The sequence below is a fragment of the Polaromonas sp. genome (genome assembly GCF_029945895.1).
Taxonomy (GTDB): domain Bacteria; phylum Pseudomonadota; class Gammaproteobacteria; order Burkholderiales; family Burkholderiaceae_C; genus Polaromonas.
The window spans coordinates 64,904-83,649 of record NZ_JAQSDL010000013.1 but is presented as its reverse complement, the minus strand read 5'-3'; the positions used below and the strand labels follow the sequence as shown (position 1 = coordinate 83,649).

General features: G+C 56.9%; 24 protein-coding genes and 1 tRNA gene. All 25 read right to left on the bottom strand.

Going from position 1 to position 18,746, the window contains the following annotated elements; genetic code table 11:
• Positions 1-988: retention module-containing protein (locus PSV33_RS01510; RefSeq protein WP_300557818.1), on the bottom strand; the 988-nt coding region annotated here is incomplete at its 3' end.
• A 77-nt stretch (positions 989-1,065) separates the two neighbouring features.
• On the bottom strand, positions 1,066-1,560 hold the full coding sequence (locus tag PSV33_RS01505; RefSeq protein WP_300557816.1) for a response regulator transcription factor: 495 nt from the start codon (positions 1,558-1,560) through the stop codon (positions 1,066-1,068).
• 195 nt (positions 1,561-1,755) lie between these two features.
• A complete protein-coding gene (locus tag PSV33_RS01500; RefSeq protein ID WP_300517235.1) occupies positions 1,756-3,051 on the bottom strand; it encodes an HlyD family type I secretion periplasmic adaptor subunit in 1,296 nt (431 codons plus the stop codon).
• Positions 3,052-3,167: 116 nt separating this feature from the next.
• Entirely contained in the window at positions 3,168-5,366 is a 2,199-nt protein-coding gene (locus PSV33_RS01495) for a type I secretion system permease/ATPase (RefSeq protein ID WP_300557814.1), read from the bottom strand.
• Positions 5,367-5,866: 500 nt separating this feature from the next.
• Positions 5,867-5,943: transfer RNA gene (locus PSV33_RS01490), tRNA-Met, on the bottom strand.
• A gap of 17 nt (positions 5,944-5,960) precedes the next feature.
• A complete protein-coding gene (gene rplQ / locus PSV33_RS01485) occupies positions 5,961-6,362 on the bottom strand; it encodes a 50S ribosomal protein L17 (protein ID WP_300557813.1) in 402 nt (133 codons plus the stop codon).
• Between the two features lie 83 nt (positions 6,363-6,445).
• A complete protein-coding gene (gene rpoA, locus PSV33_RS01480) occupies positions 6,446-7,435 on the bottom strand; it encodes a DNA-directed RNA polymerase subunit alpha (protein WP_096669182.1) in 990 nt (329 codons plus the stop codon).
• A gap of 94 nt (positions 7,436-7,529) precedes the next feature.
• Positions 7,530-8,153: a 30S ribosomal protein S4 gene (gene rpsD, locus PSV33_RS01475; RefSeq protein ID WP_096669184.1), complete on the bottom strand. Its 624-nt coding sequence runs from the start codon at positions 8,151-8,153 to the stop codon at positions 7,530-7,532.
• Positions 8,154-8,282: 129 nt separating this feature from the next.
• Positions 8,283-8,687, bottom strand: a complete 405-nt coding sequence (rpsK, locus tag PSV33_RS01470) for a 30S ribosomal protein S11 (RefSeq protein WP_077592475.1) — start codon at positions 8,685-8,687, stop codon at positions 8,283-8,285.
• 17 nt (positions 8,688-8,704) lie between these two features.
• Positions 8,705-9,070 (bottom strand): 30S ribosomal protein S13, encoded by a 366-nt coding sequence (gene rpsM, locus PSV33_RS01465; RefSeq protein WP_096669186.1) that lies wholly within the window; start codon positions 9,068-9,070, stop codon positions 8,705-8,707.
• A 24-nt stretch (positions 9,071-9,094) separates the two neighbouring features.
• Entirely contained in the window at positions 9,095-9,208 is a 114-nt protein-coding gene (rpmJ, locus tag PSV33_RS01460; protein ID WP_011481465.1) for a 50S ribosomal protein L36, read from the bottom strand.
• A 28-nt stretch (positions 9,209-9,236) separates the two neighbouring features.
• Positions 9,237-9,455: a translation initiation factor IF-1 gene (gene infA / locus PSV33_RS01455; protein WP_077563621.1), complete on the bottom strand. Its 219-nt coding sequence runs from the start codon at positions 9,453-9,455 to the stop codon at positions 9,237-9,239.
• Between the two features lie 5 nt (positions 9,456-9,460).
• The gene (gene secY / locus PSV33_RS01450) at positions 9,461-10,780 is read right to left on the bottom strand and encodes a preprotein translocase subunit SecY (RefSeq protein ID WP_300557812.1); all 1,320 of its coding nucleotides are present in this window, start codon (positions 10,778-10,780) and stop codon (positions 9,461-9,463) included.
• 23 nt (positions 10,781-10,803) lie between these two features.
• Positions 10,804-11,235, bottom strand: coding sequence for a 50S ribosomal protein L15 (gene rplO / locus PSV33_RS01445; RefSeq protein ID WP_300557810.1), 432 nt, complete (start codon positions 11,233-11,235; stop codon positions 10,804-10,806).
• Between the two features lie 12 nt (positions 11,236-11,247).
• Complete coding sequence (gene rpmD / locus PSV33_RS01440; RefSeq protein WP_077592479.1) at positions 11,248-11,430, bottom strand: 50S ribosomal protein L30; 183 nt, start codon at positions 11,428-11,430, stop codon at positions 11,248-11,250.
• Between the two features lie 11 nt (positions 11,431-11,441).
• Positions 11,442-11,960, bottom strand: coding sequence for a 30S ribosomal protein S5 (gene rpsE / locus PSV33_RS01435; RefSeq protein ID WP_096669190.1), 519 nt, complete (start codon positions 11,958-11,960; stop codon positions 11,442-11,444).
• A 17-nt stretch (positions 11,961-11,977) separates the two neighbouring features.
• A complete protein-coding gene (rplR, locus tag PSV33_RS01430) occupies positions 11,978-12,343 on the bottom strand; it encodes a 50S ribosomal protein L18 (protein ID WP_077592481.1) in 366 nt (121 codons plus the stop codon).
• An 11-nt stretch (positions 12,344-12,354) separates the two neighbouring features.
• Entirely contained in the window at positions 12,355-12,888 is a 534-nt protein-coding gene (rplF, locus tag PSV33_RS01425) for a 50S ribosomal protein L6 (RefSeq protein ID WP_300557808.1), read from the bottom strand.
• 22 nt (positions 12,889-12,910) lie between these two features.
• Entirely contained in the window at positions 12,911-13,306 is a 396-nt protein-coding gene (rpsH, locus tag PSV33_RS01420) for a 30S ribosomal protein S8 (protein WP_096669194.1), read from the bottom strand.
• A gap of 17 nt (positions 13,307-13,323) precedes the next feature.
• Positions 13,324-13,629, bottom strand: coding sequence for a 30S ribosomal protein S14 (gene rpsN, locus PSV33_RS01415; protein ID WP_077592484.1), 306 nt, complete (start codon positions 13,627-13,629; stop codon positions 13,324-13,326).
• Positions 13,630-13,636: 7 nt separating this feature from the next.
• The gene (gene rplE / locus PSV33_RS01410; RefSeq protein WP_300557828.1) at positions 13,637-14,176 is read right to left on the bottom strand and encodes a 50S ribosomal protein L5; all 540 of its coding nucleotides are present in this window, start codon (positions 14,174-14,176) and stop codon (positions 13,637-13,639) included.
• Between the two features lie 2 nt (positions 14,177-14,178).
• Complete coding sequence (gene rplX, locus PSV33_RS01405; RefSeq protein ID WP_300517198.1) at positions 14,179-14,499, bottom strand: 50S ribosomal protein L24; 321 nt, start codon at positions 14,497-14,499, stop codon at positions 14,179-14,181.
• A 9-nt stretch (positions 14,500-14,508) separates the two neighbouring features.
• A complete protein-coding gene (rplN, locus tag PSV33_RS01400; protein ID WP_007869247.1) occupies positions 14,509-14,877 on the bottom strand; it encodes a 50S ribosomal protein L14 in 369 nt (122 codons plus the stop codon).
• A 324-nt stretch (positions 14,878-15,201) separates the two neighbouring features.
• On the bottom strand, positions 15,202-16,788 hold the full coding sequence (locus tag PSV33_RS01395) for a glycerol-3-phosphate dehydrogenase/oxidase (RefSeq protein WP_300557805.1): 1,587 nt from the start codon (positions 16,786-16,788) through the stop codon (positions 15,202-15,204).
• 146 nt (positions 16,789-16,934) lie between these two features.
• On the bottom strand, positions 16,935-18,665 hold the full coding sequence (locus tag PSV33_RS01390) for an ABC transporter substrate-binding protein (protein WP_300557803.1): 1,731 nt from the start codon (positions 18,663-18,665) through the stop codon (positions 16,935-16,937).
• Positions 18,666-18,746 lie beyond the last annotated feature (81 nt).

Genomic DNA, 18,746 nt, shown 5'->3' with positions numbered 1-18,746 from the left:
TCAGGACGGCATTGGTCTCGGTCAGTGCCGCGGTGGCGCTGCTCAGGGTGGAGACGTCCTGGCTGCCGGTGATGTTGACCGTCACCGTGTTGCTGGCACCGTCTGTCGTGGTGACGGTGAACACTTCCGTGACCGTCTGGCCAGCGTTGAGGTTGTTCAAGGCGCTGCTGGTGGTGTAGGTCCAGGCGCCTGCGGCGTTGATCACGAAGCTGCCGTAGCTGCCGGCGGTGCCGGTCTGGGCCACCACCGTCGCGGCGGTCGCATCCAGGTCGCTCACGGCGAGGGTGCCGCCTGTCGTCAGGACGGCATTGGTCTCGGTCAGTGCCGCGGTGGCGCTGCTCAGGGTGGAGACCGACCCAACAACGGCAGAATCCGACGCAGGAACCACAGAAGCAACAGAAGCGCCAGTCGCAGGAAGTGCAGCGGAGAAGCCCTGATCGCCCAGTTCAGACGAGCCCGCCGCATCGTCGGGTCGCGGAGCGCTGCCAGCTGGCAAATACCCCAAAGATTGCCTGCCAAGTGAAGCGTATTCATACGTTAACGGCGCAAGCTCCTCGGCTGTCCTTAACAACTGCACAAAATTGTTGCCATCGTCAGCCCGTATATTGGCGCCGCCGGCGTCAGAAGCCGAACTCACCCCGGATGACGTTTCCTGCAATAACCTGTCAAGGCTGCTGCCTTCGCTAATCGCATTAAGAATGCTGGTGAGTTCTCCAACACGTGGCAAAAGGGCGCCGCTGTCCGCATCCGGCAGGACGTTGCCAAAGACGGTTGAGTCAAGTGTTACGGTTTCCCTGGAACGGAGAAGAAACTTTCCGCCTTGATCGAAGGCGAGTTCCACACGGCCTCCGGCCGCCGTGACGATTACTTCCCCTTCAAAAACAGGATCGCCGAACTTAAGAAGGCGCTGTTCACCATCGCTGTTCTGCGCAAAGGCTATGCCTTCAATCAAAACGACATTGCCGACGACGTTGGCTTCTTTTGCCATATCGAATCCCAGACGGAGTTATTACATTGAGTTTCAATGTAGTCCGTTTGACTGGCCAGGGGAACTGTACGGAGGTACTAGGCCGCCCCCCGATTCTGAGGGCGTCCGGACGCCTGGCCGTTCACGACCAGCGACAACTGAAGGCGATCCCGCACATGAAGTTTTTCAAGAATGGCGCCTACATGCGCCTTGACGGTTCGCTCTGTAATGCCAAGTGCTCGGGCAATCTCCTTATTGCTGGCTCCGGCGGCGAGCGTGGCGGCAACCTCCTTCTCCCGGTCAGTGAGGTCTTGAGACCAGCCAGACCTCACACCGGCCTCAACCCTACCAGCTGGCGCCTGCACCTGCAGCCGGCTGGTGGCGCTAACCAATCGCTGCATCAATGACTCCCCAATCCAGAGCCCCCCCTGCAACACAACCGCAGCAACCTGGATCAAAACATGAGGAAAGGCGTGCGTATTGCAATATCCCCGTGCACCTGCCGAAAAAGCGGCAATCGCCTCCTCATCTGTCGGCAAATCACTCAATGCCACGCAGGGGACCAGCTTCAAACGCGGGGCAAGACGTTCCATCTGCACAGCCACAGGCACGCCCTGCTCAAGCCGCAGCCAAACGAGATCAACCGTGCCCGCTTCCCAACCGGGTCTCACAGTGTGGACTTTGCCGGCTCTTCCCGTCTTGAAAGCTTCACTCCAGCGAGGAAGCATGCGTCCGTGCGGGCAGAGAAATAGATGTCCGGAGTCCTGAATTCCCACTGACGTCCCGATCTAGCGCTCTGTAAAGGCGGCCTGTTTTGCCTTCAATACAGGTTTGAGAAGATAGGACAGTATGGATTTTTGGCCGGTGATGATATCCACTTCAGCGACCATCCCCGGAATGATGGGAAGACCCTCACCCAGCTTGGATTTTTCGGTACGAACACGCACCGTATAAAAGGTATTGCCGCGCTCATCAGTGACCGAATCAGCGCCAATAAATTCCAGCTTGGCCTCGAGGCCACCATAGATGGAAAAATCATACGCTGTGAACTTCACCAGGGCCCGATCGCCCGGTCGCAAGAAAGCGATATCTTTTGGCAACACCTTGGCTTCGAGAAGAAGGTTTTCTTCAAGCGGCACAATTTCAATGATGTCCCTTCCCGGCTGAACCACCCCTCCCACGGTATTGACAAGAAGGCGCTTGACCGTGCCCTTGACCGGGGAGCGCAGCGAGGATTTATCGACTTTGTCTGCCAATCCAACCCCGCCAGCTGAACTCACGTTCAGCCTTGCCAAGGTATCGGACAACTCCTTGCGGGCTTCGCTCTGAAAATTCAAGGTGATTTCCTGAATTTTTCGCGAGGCTTCTTCGATCGCCGACTGGGTCTTTGAAATTTGGGCTGAGGCCATTTCCCGCTCGCCCAGAAAACGCCCCGTTTCCCGCTCCAGCCGGAGTAATTCGACTTCTGATACAGCGCCATCCTTGAGCAAGGGCTTGGTGTACCCCAGTTCTTTGGCCGTCAATTCGTATGCACGCGACGCCTGCTCCCGCTTCGCCCGAACTTCAACCAGTTCCTGCTGACGCTGAGCCAGTTGCTGCCGGGCGATAGCCAACTGTGCGTTCAAGGTGGATGTGCTGGCTTCGTAGGCACGAAGCTCCTCTCCGACTGTCTTCGGCGCCTCGGCAACGGCTTCAGGGGGTGGTACAAAAGCCACCCCTTCGGCAAGCGCACGCAGGCGGGCCGCCTTGGCCAGCAGGGCCAGATACTGGACGCGGTTTTCTTTGACGGAAGAATCGAAGCGCGTCGTATCGATGTTTACCAGCACTTGCCCAGGCTCAACAACCTGACCTTCCTGGACGAGAATTTCGGAAACAATACCGCCATCCAGACTTTGCAGGATCTGCAATTGCCTCGAAGGAATGACCTTGCCTTCACCTTTCGTAATTTCATCAACCTCCGAAAGCCCCGCCCATAAAACTGCCAGAATGAAAACCACGCCGAGGCTTTTAACGAGCATTCTGGCTCGCAAAGGCTCCTGGGCGAGCATGGCGCGGTCCGCATCACCGCCAAATCCCGCATCCATGCGACGATCATCTTCTCGCCACGATGAGAGCGTGCGATCCAGCCCAGGCTGCAACACTCGCCGGACAGCCTCCAGGCCGGCCATCAAGGGTCGAGCCCACGTGATCCATCGCGGCTTCATGAGGCTTTCCCAATGCGGCCGGCTTTCAGCGCCTCGATGACCTGCTCATAGGGACCATCGGCAACGATGCGACCCTCGTCGATAACGATGATGCGGTCAGCCAGATCCAGTAAGGTATTTCTATGCGTCACCACGACCATGGTCTTGTGTTTGGCATAACTGCGCAAGCGCTCCTTGAATTGCGCTTCTGAAGAAAAATCCATGGCGCCCGTGGGCTCGTCCAGCAACAACACCGGTGGTTCCAGCAAAGCTGCACGGGCGATTGCCACGCCCTGTCGCTGGCCGCCGGAAAGCGACTCTCCCCGCTCGCCAATGATCATGTCAAAGCCTTGAGGATGGCGATTGGCAAACTCAATCAAACCGCCCACCTCGGCGGCAGCCAGAATCGCCCCGTCGTCGGCATAGGGTGCCGCGATTGCGATGTTGTCGCGCAAGGTGCCGTAAAAAAGCATGGCATCCTGCTCAACATAACCGACGTTGCGACGCAAATCCGCGGGGTCAAGCTGGCGAAGGTCGATGCCGTCCATGGTGATCGCGCCTTCAGAGGGGGTGTAAAGGCCCAAAATCAGTCTCTGCAGGGTCGTCTTGCCCGAGCCCACCCGGCCAATCACGACCACATTCTCCCCCGGCTTGATTCTGAAGGAAACTCCTCGCAAAGCTTCCTGGGTACGCCCGGGATAACTGAAGTGCACATCGTCAAATACGATTTCCCCTGCGATGTCCGGCCGGTGTACGAAATTTATTTCATCGGAGCGCTCACCCGGTTTTTTCATCGTATCTTCAAGCGAGGCCAAGGCGGTTCTTGCATTCTGGTACTGCATCAACAGCGCCACAATTTGACCCAGCGGTGCCATGGCTCGCCCGGACAACATCGTGGCCGCGATCAGGCCGCCCATGGTCAGTTTGCCTTCATGAATCAGATACACGCCTGCCACGATCATCACGATGTTGATGAGTTGCTGCAGACTTGAGACAACGTTGATCACCGACGACGACAACAACCGCAGCTGAGCACTAACACGAGCGAGAAACGCTGCAGTGTCCTCGAGCTTCGCCTGCATCTGACTTTCAGCGCCGTGTGCCTTGATGGCCTCCATGGCTGTCAATGTCTCGACCAAGGTTGCATTGCGCATTGCAGAGGCTCTGAAAGTGGTCTCCGAAAGCAGATGCATCTTGTGCTGAACAATGTAGCTGTAAATGACAACAACAATGACCCCGACCAGAGGCGGAATGACCAGCGGCCAGGATATCCAGCCAAGGACGAGAAAGAACAGCAGGGCAAACGGGAGGTCAACCACAGCAGTGACTGTGGCAGATGCGATAAAGTCGCGCACCGATTCGAAGGAGCGAAGTGTCGCGGCATAGGAGCCCACTGAAGCGGGTCGCTCGGAAAGCCGCATCCCCAGCACCCGTTCCATGATCAGCGTGGAGAGCTTGATATCAATACGAGAACCCGCAAGATCCACAAAATAACCCCGCATGATGCGAAGGAAATAATCAATAACCAGCACCAGCAACAGGCCGAAGGCCAGCATCCAGAGCGTCTCGACCGCGAAGTTGGGCACCACGCGGTCATAGACATTCATCGAGAAAAGTGGCAAGGCGAGCGCAAACAAATTGATGAGGAGCGCCGCCGCCAGAATATCCCGATAAAGCGGAAACTGGTCCCGAAAAGCTCCCCAAAACCAATGTCGCTGAGGGATGTCAGCCAGCTCAGGGGTTCGCTGGTCAAAACGAAAGTTTGGCCGAGAGAAAATCGCGATGCCGACATATCGGCCAAGCAGTTGTTCACGTGACAGCTGCACAACGCCCTGGCCGGATTCCGGAAAAAGCAGGTTTGCAGTTTGCCCCTGATCATCCCAACCGAGCAGAAGACAGGCGCCATCGCCCTCAAGGAGCAGAACAACAGGCAAAAGCGCCGAATCTATTTTTTCAAGGGGACGTCTCAATATCTTGCATGACAGACCCGCGCGCGCTGCAGCACGGGAAAAGAGCGACGGAGGAAGACCCGCCTTGGGCAGAGGAAGGCCGGCAGACAAAGCGGCCCGCGTACTTGGCCGGCCATGTATGCGCGTCAACTCGACCAGACAGTCGAGCAAGGGATCGTGATGCAACAAGTCCTCGCGCAAGCCTTGGGCCAAGTGGCTAGCCTCGCTCTTAGGATTGGTCTGCAATGGCACGTTCATGTCACTCATTTCTCGATCTGTCAGGCCAGCTCTTTCAAAATTGAAGCCAACACGGAAAGTAACCAATTGTAATAAAATCAAACACTTGCCGCCACATTTGCAAGTCAGATTTTGTGAGTTGGCATCATTTTTGGCGACATCGGCTGCTTAGTGTGGCGGCACGACCCCATGACCGTCAAACAAATCTCTCAGCTGCCAGCCCTTTGGGACCGCTCCAAGAGTTTACGCGACAGAGAGGGCTACAGATTCGACAATTGCGTCATCCGAAAACAAAAGAGGCCCTAACTGCACATGTTACCCCTGCAAGGGTTGCCCGCCCGCGTCACAAGACACCAGCCTCTCATGGAAATCCCAACCGACCCGTTGGAAAAAGCAAATCGACCTCTTGAGTCCATGGACCAAGCAGACCGAAAGAGCCCCTCACCTACGTGGCAATAGCAAACAAACGGCGGAAAGCAAAACGCCCACGTGAAGTGGGCGTCTGCTACCAGCCTGAACGGCGTGGGTATTGGTTGCGCGGGCAAGATTTGAACTTACGACCTTTGGGTTATGAGCCCAACGAGCTACCAGGCTGCTCCACCGCGCGATATGATTTATTATACCCTATTCCGACTTAGCGATGTCAGAAGTAGTGTCTTCAGCAAACTCCGGGCGATCAACCAACTCCACCAATGCCATCGGTGCGTTGTCGCCGACACGAAATCCCATTTTGAGGATACGTGTGTAGCCACCAGGACGTGTCTTGTAGCGAGGGCCGAGCTCGGCAAAAAGCTTGACCACCATGTCGCGGTCACGCAGACGGTCAAATGCCAAGCGCTTGTTCGCGAGCGTAGGCTCTTTTGCCAATGTGATCATCGGCTCAACGACGCGGCGAAGCTCTTTGGCCTTGGGCAAGGTTGTTTTGATCGCTTCATGCTGAATAAGGGAATTCATCATGTTACGTAGCATGGCCAGCCGGTGTGAGCTGGTGCGATTGAGTTTACGAAGTCCGTGTCCGTGACGCATGGTGCTGTCCTTTCATTTTGTAATTCAGATAGCCGTATCAGGTACTACCTGTGCACTGCCTCCCGAGAGAGGCTTATTTTTAATTAACGCTTGTCAAGACCAGCCGGGGGCCAGCTTTCCAGGCGCATACCAAGTGTCAACCCCCGGGAGGCCAAGACTTCCTTGATTTCATTGAGCGACTTGCGCCCCAGATTTGGTGTCTTGAGAAGCTCGTTCTCTGTGCGCTGAATCAGGTCGCCGATGTAATAAATGTTCTCCGCCTTCAGACAGTTGGCAGAACGAACCGTCAGTTCGAGTTCGTCGACTGGACGCAGCAAAATCGGGTCAAATTGCTGGGAACTACGCTGCACTGGTGCATCAAAAGCAGCCAGTTCGTTGCCTTCAAGCTGTGCAAATACAGCCAGCTGCTCCACAAGGATTTTCGCTGAGGCCCGGACAGCATCTTCCGCAGTCACTGCACCGTTGGTCTCTATTTCCAGAACCAGCTTGTCTAGGTCGGTCCGCTGCTCGACGCGGGCACTTTCGACCGTATAGCTCACACGTTTGACAGGGGAAAACGATGCATCCAGGACAATCCGACCAATCGACTTGGTAGATTCGTCGCCGTAGCGGCGCATGGTTCCGGGTACATACCCACGGCCGTTTTCCACCTTGATCTGCATGTCTATCTTTCCGCCGTGCGACAAATTGACAATGACATGTTCTGGATTGATGATTTCGACATCATGCGGCGTCTGAATATCGGCGGCGGTCACGGGGCCTTCACCCTCCTTGCGCAAGCTCAGCGTCACTTCATCGCGGTTGTGCAGCTTGAAAACGACGCCTTTGAGGTTCAAAAGGATGTTGACAACGTCTTCCTGGACGCCATCAATGGACGAGTACTCGTGCAACACCCCGGCAATCGTGACTTCGGTTGCGGCGTGACCTACCATGGAAGAAAGCAAAACGCGGCGCAAGGCGTTGCCGAGCGTGTGGCCGTAGCCACGCTCGAAAGGCTCCAGAGTCACCTTGGCGCGGTTCGCGGCAAGCTGCTCAACGTTGATGGTTTTTGGTTTCAGTAAATTGGTTTGCATGCATCTTCCTCTCAATACCCTCGGCTCGTTACACCGATAAGGCCGGGTGAAGCGACCCTGCGCCTACAGTGCCCCGTAAGCGCAGGAACGAAAATTAACGTGAATACAGTTCGACGATCAACGACTCGTTGACGTCCGCAGCAAATTCGTCGCGATCCGGCACTTTCTTGAAAATGCCCTCGCCTTTGTCTATGCTGACATCCACCCAAGCCGGCATGCCGACTTGCTGCGCCAGTTGCAGAGCTTCCGCGACGCGGGTCTGCTTCTTGGACTTGTCACGAACGGCGATCACATCGCCCGTTTTGACCATGTAAGACGGGATGTTGACCGAGCTGCCGTTGACAGTGATCGCCTTGTGCGACACCAGCTGGCGCGCTTCGGCACGGGTGGAACCGAAACCCATCCGGTAAACCACATTATCCAGGCGCGATTCCAGAATAAAAAGCAGATTGGCGCCGGTGTTTCCCTTGCGACGATCAGCTTCTTCGAAATAACGGCGGAACTGCTTCTCCAGCACGCCGTACATGCGCTTGACCTTCTGCTTCTCGCGAAGCTGCAGACCGAAGTCCGAGGTCCGGGTACCGGAGGTGCGACCGTGCTGGCCGGGCTTGGAGTCGAATTTGGCCTTGTCCCCGATGGCTCTGCGAGCACTCTTCAGGAACAGGTCGGTGCCTTCACGGCGGGATAGTTTGGCCTTGGGGCCGAGATAACGTGCCACTTGAATTCCTTATGTCATCTGCTGCAGAAACTGCAGGAGCCGCAGGTAGTCACCCGACGGCGGTGGGCTTGATAAAAACTCACCCGGCTGGCCTGCGTGAAAACGAGGAACAAACCGGGAAAGCAGAACTTAAATACGACGGCGCTTCTGGGGACGGCAGCCGTTGTGCGGCACAGGCGTGACGTCGGCAATCGAATTAATGCGAATGCCAAGTGCTGCCAGCGCGCGAACCGATGACTCACGTCCCGGACCAGGGCCTTTGATTTCGACATCCAGATTCTTGATGCCCTGCTCGATGGCGGCACGACCAGCCACCTCAGAAGCGACCTGAGCGGCAAAGGGGGTCGACTTGCGCGAACCTTTAAAACCCTGACCGCCAGAAGATGCCCACGACAAGGCATTGCCCTGGCGATCTGTGATCGTGATGATGGTGTTGTTGAAAGACGCGTGAACGTGAGCGACGCCGTCGGCAACGTTCTTGCGTACTTTCTTGCGAACGCGTTGTGCTGCGTTACTGCTGGGGGCTTTTGCCATAACTACCTCTTACTCAATTATTTCTTCAAGGACTGTGCCGCCTTGCGCGGACCCTTGCGGGTGCGCGCATTGGTGCGTGTGCGCTGACCGCGCATGGGCAACCCGCGCCGATGGCGAAAGCCACGGTAGCAGCCGATATCCATCAAACGTTTGATGTTCATCGTGGTTTCGCGACGCAGGTCACCTTCAATGGTGAATTGCGCGATCTGATCGCGAATTTTTTCCAAGTCACCGTCTGTAAGATCTTTGACTTTTTTGGAATACGCAATGTCACATGCTTCGCAAATTTTGCGAGCACGAGTGCGACCGATGCCGAAAATAGCAGTCAAGCCGATTTCGGCGTGCTGCTGTGGCGGAATATTGATACCAGCGATACGAGCCATGTGCGTCCTCTAAAACTCTTGAAATCAGCCTTGACGCTGTTTGTGGCGTGGGTCTGTGCAAATCACGCGAACAACGCCCTTGCGGCGGATGATTTTACAGTTGCGGCAAATTTTCTTGACCGAAGCTGAAACTCTCATTTCTTTCTCCTAAACTTCTGAACTGTACTTACTTGGCGCGAAACACGATGCGTGCTCGCGACAAATCGTAAGGCGTTAACTCAACCGTCACCTTGTCACCAGGAAGAATGCGGATGTAATGCATTCGCATTTTTCCCGATATGTGACCCAAAACAATATGACCATTTTCCAGCTTTACGCGAAACGTCGCGTTGGGCAAGTTCTCCACGACCTCCCCCTGCATCTGGATAACATCATCCTTCGACATCCCAATCAACCACCTGGTGACGTTTTAAAGTTCGCTTTCTTCAGCAGGGATTCATACTGCTGGGACATCATGTAGTTCTGAACCTGCGCCATGAAATCCATGGTGACAACCACAATAATCAGCAACGAGGTTCCACCGAAATAGAACGGCACGTTGTACTTCAAAATCAGGAATTCCGGCAACAGGCACACAAAAGTGATGTAAATTGCGCCCGCCAGAGTCAAGCGCACCAGAATCTTGTCAATGTAACGCGCCGTCTGATCACCGGGCCGAATACCAGGAATGAATGCGCCGCTCTTCTTCAGGTTGTCGGCAGTTTCCCGACTGTTGAAAACCAGCGCGGTGTAAAAAAAACAGAAAAATATGATCGCACTGGCATACAGCAACACATAGATCGGCTGCCCCGGCGTCAGCGTACTGGCGATGTCCTTGAGCCAACGCGTCCCTTCCCCGGTACTGAACCAACCAACCACGGTTGCCGGCAAAAGGATAATCGACGACGCGAAAATTGGAGGGATCACACCGGCCATGTTGAGCTTCAAGGGCAGATGGGACGATTGACCGCCATAGACCTTGTTGCCGACCTGGCGCCTGGCGTAGTTCACCAGAATCTTTCGCTGCCCACGCTCTACAAACACAACAAAATAAGTGACCAAAACGACAACGGCGACAATCACGATGGCCACCAGAATACTCATGGCACCGGTGCGGACGAGCTCAAGCAAACCGCCAAGGGCATTGGGCAGGCCTGCTGCAATACCTGCAAAAATCAGGATCGAGATGCCGTTACCCAAGCCACGCTCGGTGATCTGCTCACCGAGCCACATCAGAAACATCGTGCCAGCAGTCAAACTGACCACGGCCGTCATGCGAAAACCAAATCCAGGAGCCAGCACCAGACCTGGAGAGCTTTCCAGAGCAATCGCAATACCCATCGACTGGAACAGTGCCAGACCCAAGGTCCCGTAGCGGGTGTACTGCGTGATCTTCCTGCGACCAGCTTCACCTTCTTTTTTCATCTGCTCGAATGTCGGAACGACATAGGTGAGCAACTGCATGATGATGGAGGCCGAGATGTAGGGCATGATGCCCAGCGCAAACACCGTGAACCGCGAAAGGGCTCCTCCAGAGAACATATTGAACAAACTCAATATGCCGCCCTGCTGCCCCTTGAACAGTTGCTGCAGCTGCCCGGGGTCGATTCCAGGAACCGGAATATGGGCTCCGACCCGATACACCACCAGCGCAAGCAGCAAAAACACAAGCCTGTTGCGCAGATCACCGAACTTGCCGGTTTTTGCAATTTGTGCAGAGCTGGTTGCCACTGGTCGTTATCCGTGTATGAAAATTAAGCGAGCACGCCGCCGGCGGCTTCGATCACGGCCTTGGCACCTGCAGTTGCGCCAATGCCATTGAGCTTGACAGCCTTGGTCAGCGCACCCGACTTGATAACCTTGACGTTCTTTGCCAACTGACCCACGAGGCCAGCTGTTTTGAGCGTCAACAGATCCACCTCGGCCAAACCGAGCTGTTCGAGCGCAGTCAAGGTGACTTCCGCATTGAACTTGAGGTTGTGCGATTTGAAGCCGCGCTTGGGCAAGCGACGCTGCAAAGGCATTTGACCGCCTTCAAAACCCACCTTATGGTAGCCACCGGCGCGGGATTTCTGGCCTTTATGGCCGCGACCGGCCGTTTTGCCAATGCCCGAACCGATGCCGCGACCGACGCGTCGTTTGGCATGTTTTGCGCCTGCGGCAGGCTTGATTCCGTTTAGTTCCATCATAAGCTCCGCTTACAGCACCTTGACCAGGTAGCTGATCTTGTTGATCATGCCGCGCACAGCGGGCGTGTCCTGCAGTTCGCTCTTGCTGTTGATACCGCGCAGGCCCAGACCGCGCACCGTAGCGCGATGGGATTCCTTGGTACCAATCGGGCTGCGAACCAGCGTCACCGTGAGTTTTTTCTCTGTCGTCATTGGGTATCGCCTTAGCCGAAGATTTCTTCGACGGATTTACCACGCTTGGCTGCGATGTCCGAAGCCGTCGTGGAGTTATTCAGGGCGTCCATCGTTGCACGCACCATGTTGTACGGATTGCTGGAGCCGTGGCTTTTAGCGACGATATCGGTGATACCCATCACTTCAAACACTGCACGCATGGGGCCGCCGGCAATAATGCCTGTACCTTTGGCCGCAGGCATCATCATGACGCTGGCAGCACCCCAATGGCCGAACACATTGTGATGAAGCGTGCCGTTTTTCAGGGACACCTTCGTCATGTTGCGGCGCGCTTCTTCCATGGCTTTTTGTACGGCCGCAGGCACTTCTTTCGACTTGCCCTTACCCATACCGACACGACCGTCGCCATCGCCAACCACTGTCAGGGCGGCAAAACCCAAAATCCGGCCGCCTTTGACAACTTTGGTCACGCGGTTCACCGCGATCATTTTTTCCTTCAGACCATCGTCTGGAGCGTCGTTTTGTTGTTTTGCTTGAAACTTAGCCATACTTAATTCCAGTCTGCTTAGAACTGCAAGCCAGCTTCGCGAGCTGCCTCGGCCAGCGCTTTGACGCGGCCGTGGTACGCAAAGCCAGCGCGGTCAAACGCTACTTTTTCCACACCTGCCGCTTTTGCCTTTTCGGCAATGCGCTTGCCAATGGCCTGCGCAGCAGCAACGTTGGCACCCTTGCCCGAAGCGCCAAGATCCTTGCGGACTTCGACTTCTGCGGTCGAGGCAGATGCCAGGATCTTGGTGCCGTCGCCAGAGATGACGCTGGCGTAAATATGCAAATTGGTGCGGTTCACCGTCAGACGGGCAACACCTTGCGTGGCAATGCGAATGCGGGTCTGGCGTGAACGACGAAGGCGCTGCTCTTTTTTGGTCAACATGGTGCAGCTCCTTATTTCTTCTTGGTTTCTTTGATCGTGATCTTCTCATCCGAATAACGGATGCCCTTGCCCTTGTAAGGCTCGGGAGGACGAACTGCACGCACTTCAGCAGCAATCTGACCGACGCGCTGACGATCCGACCCCTTGATGACCACTTCGGTGGGCGTAGGCGTCGCAACCTGAATACCGGCCGGCATATCCATCACCACGGGGTGCGAATAACCTACCGTCAAATTCAGCTTGGCACCTTGCGCCTGGGCCTTGTAACCCACACCAACCAGGTTCAGCTTTTTCTCGAAGCCCTTGGTGACGCCCGTCACCATGTTGTTGACCAGCTGACGCATGGTTCCACTCATGGCATTGGCTTCACGCGACTCGTTGGCCGGCACAAAAGTCAGCTGGCCAGCATCATTCTTGATGGTCACCAGGGCATTTTGCGTCAGCGCCAGGGTACCGAGGGCACCCTTGACATTGATCTGGTCGTCTTTCATCGCCACGTCCACACCCTGGGGCACGACGACTGGCATTTTTCCTACACGAGACATTTCAGTTACTCCTCAATGCCCGTTAGGCCACATAGCAAAGCACTTCACCACCGATACCGGTAGCGCGCGCCTTGCGATCAGTCATGACACCCTGGGGAGTCGTGACAATGGCGACGCCCAGACCGTTCATGACCTGGGGGATGGCGCCGTGGCCTTTGTAGACGCGAAGGCCGGGGCGGCTGACGCGCTCAATGCGCTCAATCACCGGGCGTCCTGCGTAATACTTCAGGGCGATTTCCAACTGGGGCTTGCCATCGTTGGCGCTGACGGAGAAGCCATCAATGTAGCCCTCATCCTTCAACACCTGCGCGATGGCGACTTTGACTTTTGAAGACGGCACCAACACAACGGCTTTTTCAACCATTTGTGCATTGCGGATGCGCGTCAGCATGTCGGCAATAGGATCACTCATACTCATTTGCGGTTCTCCTATGCTTACCAGCTTGCCTTGGTGATACCAGGGATATCACCAGCAAAAGCCAACTCGCGGATCTTGGCGCGAGCCAAGCCAAATTGACGGAATGTGCCACGCGGACGACCCGTGATCGCACAGCGGTTGCGCTGACGTGTCGGATTCGCATTGCGGGGCAACTTTTGCAACTCCAGACGGGCCAGTGCGCGCTCTTCATCGGAGCGCTTGGCGTCGTTGGACGTCGCTTTGAGTTCAGCGTGTTTCTTGGCGAACTTGGCCACGAGTTTGTCGCGCTTCAGTTCACGTTGCAATAAAGCCTGTTTTGCCATGCCCGCCTCAGTTCTTGAACGGAAAACGGAAGCCGGTGAGGAGCGCCTTGCACTCTTCGTCGGTCTTAGCCGTTGTGGTGATGCTGATGTTGAGACCACGCAAGGCGTCAACCTTGTCGTACTCAATCTCAGGGAAAATGATCTGCTCTTTCACGCCGATGTTGTAGTTGCCGCGACCGTCGAAGGCCCGACCCGAGATTCCACGGAAGTCGCGGACACGGGGCAATGCCACGGTCACGAAACGATCCAGGAACTCATACATCTGGACACCGCGCAACGTGACCATGCAGCCGATCGGGAGGTCTTCGCGGATCTTGAAACCGGCGATAGCCTTCTTGGCCTTGGTGACCACCGGCCGCTGGCCAGCAATCTTGGTCATGTCGCTGACGGCATGTTCCATGACCTTTTTGTCGGCCACGGCCTCACTCACACCCATGTTGAGGGTGATCTTGGTGATGCGGGGAACCTGCATCGGAGAGGTGTAACCAAACTTTTCCATCAAGCTTGGTGCGATTTTTTCGCGGTATTGCTGTTGCAAGCGTGCCATGTTCATGCAGCCTTAATTTCTTCGCCGCTGGACTTGAAGACGCGCACTTTTTTGCCGTCAGCCAACAACTTGATGCCCACCCGATCCGCCTTGCCCGTTGCAGCATTGAAAATGGCCACATTGGATTGGTGAATCGGCATGCTTTTTTCAACGATGCCGCCAGTGGCTCCCTTGAGAGGGTTGGGCTTGGTGTGTTTTTTCACCAGATTGATCCCGTCCACCAGCACATGGCTGTCGTCCTTGCGCAGCGAAATCGTGCCACGCTTACCCTTGTCACGACCTGCGATCACAATGATCTCGTCGCCTTTGCGAATCTTGTTCATGGCGCGTCCTTACAGAACTTCAGGAGCCAGGGACACGATCTTCATGAACTTCTCGGTGCGCAGCTCGCGCGTCACCGGTCCGAAGATGCGGGTGCCGATGGGCTCCAGCTTGGCGTTAAGCAACACGGCTGCGTTGCCATCGAATTTGACGAGTGAACCATCGCCGCGACGGATGCCCTTGGCAGTACGAACCACCACAGCACTGTAAACCTCGCCTTTTTTGACGCGGCCACGCGGAGCGGCTTCTTTGATACTCACCTTGATGACATCACCAACGCTGGCGTAGCGGCGCTTGGACCCGCCCAGCACCTTGATGCACATCACAGATTTGGCACCCGTGTTGTCAGCAACATCGAGTTTGGATTGCGTTTGAATCATTTAAATTAGTCCCAACTTGCACCAGCGCCTTTTCCCCAAAGGGGAAGACTTGCCAGTCAGTCTTGGGCCCGTCGTCCACACCGCAAACCACTCGCGATGCTTCCGTTAGGCAGAATTCTCAGCTTTTTACAGCGAAGCCCACGATTATTAACAAATTTCGTCCGCCTGTCAACACTTGGCGCTGCAAATTCTTCGACAAGCACGATTCCTGTCGGGGTCACATGCAAAAATGGCGTCAAACCCTAGATGGGTGGGAACAGGTCGCTATCAAAAACGAAGCGCCGGCGACGTGGCATCCCCATTCAGAATGCGCCTTGCCGGCATTCATTGCGGCAAAGTCAGGTACTGATCGGCCAAGGCAAGGAAATCCGCCAGGTGGGGATCCCGCTGGTTTTCCTCCACCAACAGGTCCGCCACGGTACGCGCCAGGGTCCTGGCCAGGGCGGCGTCCAGAAACAGAAGCCGGGATCGACGCGCCAATACATCCTCGACTGTGCGGGCGTACTCGTGGCGCGCCGCAAAACGCACCATCGCCTCCGTCAGGCCGCCGCCCAGCATTCTTTCCGCTCCCGGCAAGGCCTGGACGGCAGCAGCCTCGCTTCCATACAAATGCACACCCGGCTCATCACTTATCTTGTGGACGGAAGGCTGAGCCCCCACCAACTGGAGGCTTGCCGTGACGCCACCCGGGCGGTATGCCAGCAACTCAGCACCAAAACAGCTGTCCAGCACGTCTTCCGCCATCGCCCGGTAGGTTGTCCATTTGCCGCCGGTCACGGTAACCAGACCGCTTTTGCTGACCAGGACGGTATGTTCACGCGACAGCGCCTGTGTGCTGTCGCCGTCGTCTTGCGGTGGTTTGACCAGCGGGCGCAAACCGACCCAGATGCTCTTGATGTCGGCCGGGCCAGGCGCCCGGCTCAGGTAACGCGCCGATTCACCGAGGATGAAGGCGACCTCTTCGCGGAAGGGCAGCGGTTCGCGCGCCAGGTCGTTGCGCGGCGTGTCGGTGGTTCCCAGGATGGTCTTGCCGAGCCAGGGCACGGCAAACAGCACCCGTCCGTCCGCGGTTTTTGGAACCAGCAGGGCATGGTCGGTGGGCAAAAACGAGCGATCAACAACAATGTGAACACCCTGACTGGGTGCGACCATGGGTTTTGCCTCGCGACCTATGGCCTGACCGTCAAGGAGTCGCAGCTGATCAACCCACACCCCCGCCGCATTCACGATACATTTGGCCCACAGAGTAAGTGTTTGCCCACTTTCACGATCGGCCACATGCAAACCCGCCAGCTTGCCGCCCTCATGGACGAGGCCGGTCGCAGCACAATAATTGACAAGCAAGGCGCCGGCTCGGGCGGCACTGCGCGCCAGCGCCAACGCGAGCCGCGCATCGTCGAACTGCCCGTCCCAGTATTTGACCCCGCCCCTGAGTCCGGACGGGCGGGCCGTGGGCTGGAGCTGCAACGTTTCGGCGCGGTTGAGGAACTCGGTGGCGCCCAATCCGGCCTTGCCGGCCAGCGCGTCATACATCTTGAGTCCGATGCCATAGAACGGAGCTTCCCAGAACTTGTAGGAAGGCATCACAAAAGGCAGGGGCTGCGCCAGATGCGGCGCATTGGCCAGCAAGCGCGTGCGTTCATGCAGGGCTTCGCGAACCAGGGAAATGTTGCCCTGCGCCAGATAGCGAACCCCGCCATGAACCAGCTTGGTGGCGCGCGAAGAGGTTCCCTTGGCGAAGTCGTGTGACTCGACCACCACGACGGAAAATCCGCGTGCCGCGGCATCCAGCGCAACACCCAGGCCGGTGGCGCCGCCGCCGATGATCGCAATGTCGTAAGTGTGGGATGCCTTGAGGCGTTCTATCAGGTCGGCGCGTCGCGTTGGCAACGGTGGGGAATCAAAAGTCATGGGCTCCATTGTCCATCTCCGCGGCAAGCCCTGCACAGACTGCGCATTCGTGGCCGTCTTGTTGGCAAGCGCGCACGGACACTGTGGTCCGTGCGCGGTCTTGCATCAGTCAAGCAACATGCGGGCCGGGGCCCGGCTGGGCGCGGTTAACGAACCTTGCCGTCCTTCCAGGCCTGCAGCAGCTTGTCGTAGTTGATGGTCTCGCCCTTGGGCTTTTCGTTGGCCAGCTTTTTCCACGGCGCGCCTGTGTCGCTGAGGTACTTGGCCGGATCGCCTTTCGGGTTGAGCTTGGGGGCGCACCGATCCATACCGGCGCGCTCGAGGCGGGCCATGACCTGGTCCATCTCTTCGGCCAGCGTGTCCATCGCACCTTGAGGCGTTTTTTCGCCCGTCACGGCCTGGGCCACGTTTTTCCACCAGAGCTGTGCGAGCTTCGGATAGTCGGGCACGTTGGTGCCGGTCGGCGTCCAGGCCACGCGGGCCGGGCTGCGGTAGAACTCCACCAGGCCACCGAGCTTGGGGGCCATGTCTGTCATGGCCTTGGAGCGGATGTCCGATTCGCGGATCGGTGTCAGCCCAACAATGGTCTTCTTCAGCGAGGTGGTCTTGGCGGTCACGAACTGCGCGTACAGCCAGGCAGCCGCCGTCCGGTTTTCGTCATGGGCCGAGAAGAATGTCCAGGAGCCCACGTCCTGGTAACCGTTTTGCATGCCCTGCTTCCAGTAAGGTCCGTTGGGGCCGGGCGCCATGCGCCACTTTGGCGTTCCGTCGGCATTGACCACGGGCAAGCCTTTTTTGGTCATGTCGGCGGTGAAGGCGGTGTACCAGAAGATCTGCTGCGCGATCTGCCCCTGCGCCGGCACCGGGCCAGCTTCGCCGAACGTCATGCCGGTGGCTTCCTTCGGAGCGTACTTCTTCATCCAGTCCACGTATTTGGTCAGCGCATAAACAGCGGCAGGTGAGTTGGTCGCACCACCGCGGGAGACTGACGCACCGACCGGTGTGCACTTGTCGGCTGCCACGCGGATGCCCCATTCATCGACCGGCATGCCGTTGGGGATGCCCTTGTCTGCTGTTCCGGCCATCGACAGCCAGGCATCTGTGAAGCGCCAGCCCAGCGATGGATCCTTCTTGCCATAGTCCATGTGACCGTAGATCGGTTTGCCGTCGATGGTCTTGACGTCTTCGCTGAAGAAGGCGGCGATGTCCTCGTAGGCGCTCCAGTTCAGCGGCACGCCCAGCTCGTAGCCGTACTTGGCCTTGAACCTGTCCTGCAGGTCCTTGCGCGCAAACAGGTCGGCACGGAACCAGTACAGGTTGGCGAACTGCTGGTCGGGCAGCTGGTACAGCTTGCCGTCCGGTGCCGTGGTGAAACTGGTGCCGATGAAATCCTTGAGGTCCAGGCCAGGATTGGTCCATTCCTTGCCCTTGCCGGCCATGTAGTCGGTGAGGTTCATGACTTTGCCGTAGCGGTAGTGGGTGCCGATCAGGTCCGAGTCCGAAATCCAGCCGTCGTAAATCGACTTGCCCGACTGCATCGAGGTCTGCAGCTTCTCGACAACGTCACCTTCCTGGATCAGGTCATGCTTGACCTTGATGCCGGTGATCTCCTCGAACGCCTTGGCCAGCGTTTTGGACTCATATTCGTGGGTGGTGATGGTTTCCGACACCACGGAAATTTCCTTCACCCCCTTGGCCTGCAACTTCTTCGCCGCTTCGATGAACCATTTCATCTCGGCCATCTGCTGGTCCTTGCTCAGCGTTGATGGCTGGAATTCGCTGTCTATCCATTTTTTTGCCTCGGCATCGCCGGCGCTGGCGTTCTGCATGACCGTCAGGGCCGCTGCGAGTGCCAGTGCTGTGTAGCGCATCTTCATGACTTGTCTCCTCGATTGAACACCTCCCCCAGTGTTTCCATGACTCGCCCGGCCCGGGGAAGCAATGAGCCGAATCCGTAC

Bases quoted from the DNA above. Each gene is read 5' to 3' on its own strand.
- PSV33_RS01500 (WP_300517235.1), bottom strand. From the start codon at position 3,051: ATGGATGCGGGATTTGGCGGTGATGCGGACCGCGCCATGCTCGCCCAG.
- rpmD (WP_077592479.1), bottom strand. From the start codon at position 11,430: ATGACGACAGAGAAAAAACTCACGGTGACGCTGGTTCGCAGCCCGATT.
- infA (WP_077563621.1), bottom strand. From the start codon at position 9,455: ATGTCGAAGGATGATGTTATCCAGATGCAGGGGGAGGTCGTGGAGAAC.
- rpoA (WP_096669182.1), bottom strand. From the start codon at position 7,435: ATGCAAACCAATTTACTGAAACCAAAAACCATCAACGTTGAGCAGCTT.
- PSV33_RS01390 (WP_300557803.1), bottom strand. From the start codon at position 18,665: ATGAAGATGCGCTACACAGCACTGGCACTCGCAGCGGCCCTGACGGTC.
- rplR (WP_077592481.1), bottom strand. From the start codon at position 12,343: ATGTTGACCAAAAAAGAGCAGCGCCTTCGTCGTTCACGCCAGACCCGC.
- rpsH (WP_096669194.1), bottom strand. From the start codon at position 13,306: ATGAGTATGAGTGATCCTATTGCCGACATGCTGACGCGCATCCGCAAT.
- rpsK (WP_077592475.1), bottom strand. From the start codon at position 8,687: ATGGCAAAAGCCCCCAGCAGTAACGCAGCACAACGCGTTCGCAAGAAA.
- rpsN (WP_077592484.1), bottom strand. From the start codon at position 13,629: ATGGCAAAACAGGCTTTATTGCAACGTGAACTGAAGCGCGACAAACTC.
- rpsM (WP_096669186.1), bottom strand. From the start codon at position 9,070: ATGGCTCGTATCGCTGGTATCAATATTCCGCCACAGCAGCACGCCGAA.
- PSV33_RS01505 (WP_300557816.1), bottom strand. From the start codon at position 1,560: ATGGAACGTCTTGCCCCGCGTTTGAAGCTGGTCCCCTGCGTGGCATTG.
- rplO (WP_300557810.1), bottom strand. From the start codon at position 11,235: ATGGAACTAAACGGAATCAAGCCTGCCGCAGGCGCAAAACATGCCAAA.
- rplF (WP_300557808.1), bottom strand. From the start codon at position 12,888: ATGTCTCGTGTAGGAAAAATGCCAGTCGTCGTGCCCCAGGGTGTGGAC.
- rplQ (WP_300557813.1), bottom strand. From the start codon at position 6,362: ATGCGTCACGGACACGGACTTCGTAAACTCAATCGCACCAGCTCACAC.
- rplE (WP_300557828.1), bottom strand. From the start codon at position 14,176: ATGGCACGCTTGCAACAGCAATACCGCGAAAAAATCGCACCAAGCTTG.
- rplX (WP_300517198.1), bottom strand. From the start codon at position 14,499: ATGAACAAGATTCGCAAAGGCGACGAGATCATTGTGATCGCAGGTCGT.
- rplN (WP_007869247.1), bottom strand. From the start codon at position 14,877: ATGATTCAAACGCAATCCAAACTCGATGTTGCTGACAACACGGGTGCC.
- rpsE (WP_096669190.1), bottom strand. From the start codon at position 11,960: ATGGCTAAGTTTCAAGCAAAACAACAAAACGACGCTCCAGACGATGGT.
- PSV33_RS01495 (WP_300557814.1), bottom strand. From the start codon at position 5,366: ATGAGTGACATGAACGTGCCATTGCAGACCAATCCTAAGAGCGAGGCT.
- rpmJ (WP_011481465.1), bottom strand. From the start codon at position 9,208: ATGAGAGTTTCAGCTTCGGTCAAGAAAATTTGCCGCAACTGTAAAATC.
- PSV33_RS01395 (WP_300557805.1), bottom strand. From the start codon at position 16,788: ATGACTTTTGATTCCCCACCGTTGCCAACGCGACGCGCCGACCTGATA.